The sequence below is a fragment of the Polaromonas sp. P1_E1_2 genome (assembly GCF_056406035.1).
Map to the genome: position 1 here is coordinate 1 of NZ_JBFUAZ010000307.1, position 4,843 is coordinate 4,843.

The following is a 4,843-nucleotide window of genomic DNA, read 5'->3' on the forward strand; positions in this document are numbered from 1 at the left end:
GCACAGGTGCGTAGCAGGTGTGCAAGCGCCGCAAACCACCCCCCAATCCCACTCAACAGTCTGCACCTCGCTGCTGCTTTCTGCCGCAAGCAAAGGTGACCTTCAAGGAGACCGTCATGAAAACCGCCGCAGAGACACTTCACTCCCACAGGCCCGAACCCAGCCCTTCGAAAGGACGCCTGGGTGACCGGCCGGACAACGGCTCGCGGAGCAGTCGCGGTGCCGGCCCTTCGTCGGGGTCACGCCTGGACAATCCGCACAAGCGCATCCGCCTGTCCGGCCACGCGCGCGCCTGCTGATGCAGGCGCCTCTGTGTGCGCATCAGGCGAAAAACGCTTACAGCCCTGTGGGACACCGTCTCATGGGGTAAGCCCGATGTAGCGGGCTAAATTGAATTCCGGCTGACGTTCAGCCACTCACCGTTCAGCCATTTCATCTTCAAAAAAGGAAACCGACATGCACGCATCCAAATTCAAACCTGCTGCCCTTACCGCCGTTGCCCTGGCCGCTTTGCTGGCACTGGGAGCCTGTGGCAAAAAGGTGGAAGACACCGGCGCGTCGCCTTCGACACCTGCCGCTTCACCCTCGACCACACCTTCGCCGTCGACCACGCCATCCCCAACAGGCAGCAGCTCTTCGATGGGTACGTCCACAACCGGTAGCACCCCAATGGGAACCAGCACGTCTCCGATGACAGGTGACGCAGCGACGCCTGGTACGGCAGCCAGCGCTCCGGCCAAGTAATCGGACCTGAAAATCCGGCATTGACCGGCACTTTTTGAGCGGGTCCTGCGCGGCCGCCTCAACAAGAAGAAAAACCTGCATGCCGGAAAGCATGCAGGTTTTTGTGTTTCTGGCGGCGCCGCGAAGCGGGGCGGCCTCAGCCCTGTGCGACCGGATGCGCTGGGTCGCTGCACCAGTCGCTCCAGCTGCCGGCGTAGAGCCCGCTTCTTCCGAGGCCGGCCAACTCCATGGCAATGATGTTGGGAACGGCGCTGACGCCGCTGCCGCAATGGTGTACCACGGTGGCCGGGTCGCGGCCGGCCAGCAAGGTTTCAAACTCGGCCTTGAGCTGGACTGCCGGCTTGAACTTTCCGTCGGGCCCCAGGTTCTGGCCGAAGGGGCGGTTCAATGCGCCGGGGATGTGGCCGGCCACCGGATCCAGCGGCTCCACCTCGCCCTTGAAGCGTGGCGTGGCGCGTGCATCAACCAGTGTTTGTGCCGGGCGGCCCAACTGGCTCGCCACGGTCTGGGCCGATACCAATGTGGCTTTTTCCGGCGCCAGGAGGAAGCTGGCCTGGAAATGCGCAGGTTCTTCGCCGCTGTTGACGGCGCCGCTGGCGGCCTGCCATGCTTGCAGCCCACCGTCGAGCACCGCCACGTTTTCATGACCGGCCCATTTGAGCATCCACCACAGGCGCCCGCAGTAGTTGGCGCCGTTGCGGTCATACACCACCGCCTGCATGTTGTTGGCAAAGCCGACGCTGGAAAGCCAGGTGGCGAACTTCTCGCGGTTGGGCAGTGGGTGGCGTCCGCCCGACGCGGGTGTATCAGCGCCGCTGGCCGTGATCACGCCATGGGCGCCCGCCACGCCGTGCTTGGCACTCAATGCGGTGTCCAGGTTGGCATACACGGCGCCGGGAAGGTGCGAGGCGAGGTACTGCTCCTGGCCGGCGTTGGGCTTCATCAGGTCGAAGGTGCAGTCGAAGATACGCAGGGGCTTGGCCGATGCGATCAGGGCTTGCAGTTGTTCGGCGGAAATCAGGGTGGTGTAGCTCATGGAAAACTCCTTAATGCTCTTCAGCCGGGGCATTCGGCGCAGCGCGGGCGCGCAAAACAGTTGCGGCAATCGCGCTGACGATGATGAGGCCCATGCCGGCCCAGCCGATCAGGGGGATATTGTCGCCAAACAGGATCAGGCTGTAGATAGCCGCGAACACAATGCCCGAGTACTGCAGGTTGGCCACCATCAGCGTGCCGCCATGGTTTTCAGACATGGAATAAGCCTTGGTCATGGACAGCTGGCCCAGTGAAGCCAGGATGCCGATAGGCGGCAGCCACAGCGCGTGTTCCCAGTTCCAGGGTGTGATGCCCATGACGCACATGCCGAGCGCGCCGGCAACCGCCGTGCCCACGGCAAAATAAAACACGGTGCGCGTTTCGGGCTCGCCCATGCGCGAAATCGCCATCACCTGCATGTAGGCAAAGGCAGCACCCAGGCCGGACATCAGGCCCACCAGCCCGGCAAAGGTCTGGTTCTGGTCGATGGCGGGGCGCAGCAGCATGACGACGCCGGCAAAGCTTGCCAGGATGGCCATGACCAGAGGCCCCTGGCTGGGCCCTTTCTGGCCGGCCTTGCCCAGCATCAGCGCACCGCCGACCAGGAAGGCCGCAATCCACACGCTGCTCATGTAGTTGAGCGTCATGGCGGTCGCCAGCGGCAGATGGGCAATCGCATAAAACCAGGCTGACAGCGACATCACGCCAATCACGCTGCGCCAGGCATGCATGGACGGGTAGCGGGTGGCCAGGGTGATGCCGCGCGCGCGGGCGTAGGCGGCCATGAAGACGATGCCCAGGGTGCCGCGGTAGAACACCAGTTCGGCGCTGTTGAAGTGTTCTGACGCGTACTTGACGCAGACCCCCATCGTGGCAAACAGGAAGGAGGAAAGAATCATCCAGACGGCTTGCATCGATTTTCAGGAGAAGGAGTTATGAGTGGTAAAAGAGGCTGGGATCCGCAATGGCTGTGCGAAAACAGCTATCAAATAAATAGCAGTTCCGGTGCCGTCAGATCATCTGCGTGGTTTTGCTGGCGCCCATTTCGCGGCGGTACCACTCGTGAAAGTGCTGCATGCCGTCTTCCATGGGGCTTTGGTAAGGCCCGAACTCGTTGTCACCGCGAACCATCAAGGCCTTGCGGCCGGCGTCCATGCGCAGGGCGATCTCATCGTCTTCCACGCAGGTTTCCATGTAGGCGGCTTGCTGAGCTTCGATGAATTCACGCTCGAAGGCGCAGATTTCTTCGGGGTAAAAAAACTCGACCACGTTGAGCGTCTTGTCGGGGCCCTGTGGATGCAGCGTGCTGACCACCAGCACATGCGGGTACCACTCAACCATCACGTGCGGGTAGTAGGTGAGCCAGATGGCGCCGTATTTGGGCGGCACTCCCTTGCGGTACTGCAGCACCACGTCATGCCATTTCTTGTAGGTGTCGGTGCCAGGCTTGCCCAGCTTGTCCGACACGCCCACGGTCTGCACGGAGTAGTCAGGCTCAAGTTGCCAGCGCAGGTCGTCGGTGGTGACGAAGCCGCCCAGGCCGGGGTGGAAGGGGCCGACGTGGTAGTCCTCCAGGTAGACCTCGATGAAGGTCTTCCAGTTGTAGTTGCACTCGTGCAGGTGCACCTTGTCGAGCTGGTAGCCTGAAAAGTCGAGGTCGGCGTAGGTGGCCAGCTGCGACATCTCGGCCGCCACGTCGCGGCCGGTGTCCTCGAACACCAGGCCATTCCAGGTCGTGGTCTTGTAGCGGTTCAGGTTCAGGCAGGGGTCGATCTCGAAGTGCGGCGCGCCTATGAGTTCGCCCGAGGTGTTGTAGGTCCAGCGGTGCAGCGGGCAGACGATGTTGCTGCCGGTATTGCCGCGGCCCTGCAACATGGTGGATTGGCGATGCCGGCAGACGTTGGAGATCAGCTCGATGCCTGAGGCGTTGCGCACCAGCGCCCGCCCTTCGCCCTCATGCGGCAGGGCGTAATAGTCGCCCAGGTGGGGCACGGCCAGTTCATGGCCCAGGTAGCGCGGCCCGCGGGCAAACAGCTTTTGCTGCTCCCGCTGGTACAAGCCCGCATCGAAGTAGCTGGAAATGGGGAGCTGGCTGGTGGCCTGCAGGAGACGGAGGCTGAGATCAGACATGCAAATTTCGGTGAACATGCCTCCGCGCCAAGGCGGTGGAGGCTGTTGACAAGCGGGTAGGCAGGCTGAGCGACAGCCCACGGAGAAAACAAGGCCGGATATCCCGCAGCAGGGGCACTGCTGTTGTCGAGAACTGTTATCAATTGTACCCGCGCAGGCCTTTTTGCGGGTCTTCGCACGCCGCCGCCGGATAATAGAGATGTATGGATTCGTAGCCCCGGGCGCCGGGATCGCAAACTGCCTGCAACGGCCTAAAATCAGCCTTCATCCAAATCACCATGGCCAAAAGTCCTTCGTCCACCGCTGCTGCCTCCGCTTCCGTTGTTCCGGCATTGCCCGCCAGCTATGAGGCCGCATTGCAGGAACTTGAAGGGCTGGTTGACRGCCTGGAATCCGGGCAGCTGCCGCTGGACCAACTGCTTACCGGCTACCAGCGCGGTGCGCAGCTGCTGAAGTTCTGCAGGGACAAGCTTGAGGCCGTGGAAACCCAGATCAAGGTGCTGGAAGGCACGGAACTCAAGCCGTGGGTGCAGGAATAACCGGCGCATTGCAGGCAGAACATTCCTTCACCCCCTAAAAAAGAGACCCACGATTGAACGCCCCTGAAAAACTGCCTTTGTTTACCTTGAGCGCCTGGAGTGCCGGGCAGCTTGCCAATGTCGAGAGCGCCTTGTCGCGCTGGGTTGCCTGCCCCAGCGACGCGCCTGCGCCTGCGGGCTTGGGCGACGCCATGCGTTATGCCGTGCTCGACGGTGGAAAACGCCTGCGGCCGTTGCTGGTCATGGCGGYCTGTGAGGCCGTGCAGGGCAATGCGCAAGCCGCCCTGCGGGCTGCCTGCGCGGTAGAGCTGATCCACGCCTATTCGCTGGTGCACGACGACATGCCCTGCATGGACAACGATGTGCTGCGCCGCGGCAAGCCCACGGTGCATGTC

At 62.5% G+C, this 4,843-nt stretch carries 7 protein-coding genes; 3 read left to right on the plus strand and 4 right to left on the minus strand.

Features of this window, described 5'->3' with window-relative positions:
* Positions 1–116 precede the first annotated feature (116 nt).
* Positions 117–299 carry a hypothetical protein gene (locus tag AC1D1P_RS14295; protein WP_477673444.1) on the plus strand — a complete coding sequence of 61 codons (183 nt, stop codon included), beginning with the start codon at positions 117–119 and terminating at the stop codon, positions 297–299.
* 117 nt (positions 300–416) lie between these two features.
* Here AC1D1P_RS14295 and AC1D1P_RS14300 read toward each other — a convergent pair whose 3' ends face one another.
* The 4 genes from AC1D1P_RS14300 to AC1D1P_RS14315 all read right to left on the minus strand — a co-directional run bounded on the left by AC1D1P_RS14300 (position 417) and on the right by AC1D1P_RS14315 (position 3,909).
* Positions 417–683, minus strand: a complete 267-nt coding sequence (locus tag AC1D1P_RS14300; protein ID WP_477667995.1) for a hypothetical protein — start codon at positions 681–683, stop codon at positions 417–419.
* Between the two features lie 197 nt (positions 684–880).
* A complete protein-coding gene (locus AC1D1P_RS14305) occupies positions 881–1,780 on the minus strand; it encodes a sulfurtransferase (RefSeq protein WP_477667994.1) in 900 nt (299 codons plus the stop codon).
* A 10-nt stretch (positions 1,781–1,790) separates the two neighbouring features.
* Positions 1,791–2,693: a DMT family transporter gene (locus AC1D1P_RS14310; protein WP_477667993.1), complete on the minus strand. Its 903-nt coding sequence runs from the start codon at positions 2,691–2,693 to the stop codon at positions 1,791–1,793.
* Positions 2,694–2,790: 97 nt separating this feature from the next.
* The gene (locus AC1D1P_RS14315; RefSeq protein ID WP_477667992.1) at positions 2,791–3,909 is read right to left on the minus strand and encodes an aromatic ring-hydroxylating oxygenase subunit alpha; all 1,119 of its coding nucleotides are present in this window, start codon (positions 3,907–3,909) and stop codon (positions 2,791–2,793) included.
* A 278-nt stretch (positions 3,910–4,187) separates the two neighbouring features.
* On the opposite strand from AC1D1P_RS14315, the gene xseB reads away from it, so the two are divergent.
* Together xseB and AC1D1P_RS14325 are read left to right on the plus strand one after the other, a co-directional pair.
* Positions 4,188–4,448, plus strand: coding sequence for an exodeoxyribonuclease VII small subunit (gene xseB / locus AC1D1P_RS14320; RefSeq protein ID WP_477673445.1), 261 nt, complete (start codon positions 4,188–4,190; stop codon positions 4,446–4,448).
* 53 nt (positions 4,449–4,501) lie between these two features.
* On the plus strand, positions 4,502–4,843 hold a 342-nt coding region (locus tag AC1D1P_RS14325; protein WP_477673446.1), incomplete at its 3' end, for a polyprenyl synthetase family protein.

Excerpts from the sequence above, each read along its gene's own strand:
- AC1D1P_RS14310 (WP_477667993.1), bottom strand. The coding sequence starts at position 2,693 with ATGCAAGCCGTCTGGATGATTCTTTCCTCCTTCCTGTTTGCCACGATG.
- AC1D1P_RS14305 (WP_477667994.1), bottom strand. The coding sequence starts at position 1,780 with ATGAGCTACACCACCCTGATTTCCGCCGAACAACTGCAAGCCCTGATC.
- AC1D1P_RS14315 (WP_477667992.1), bottom strand. The coding sequence starts at position 3,909 with ATGTCTGATCTCAGCCTCCGTCTCCTGCAGGCCACCAGCCAGCTCCCC.
- AC1D1P_RS14295 (WP_477673444.1), top strand. The coding sequence starts at position 117 with ATGAAAACCGCCGCAGAGACACTTCACTCCCACAGGCCCGAACCCAGC.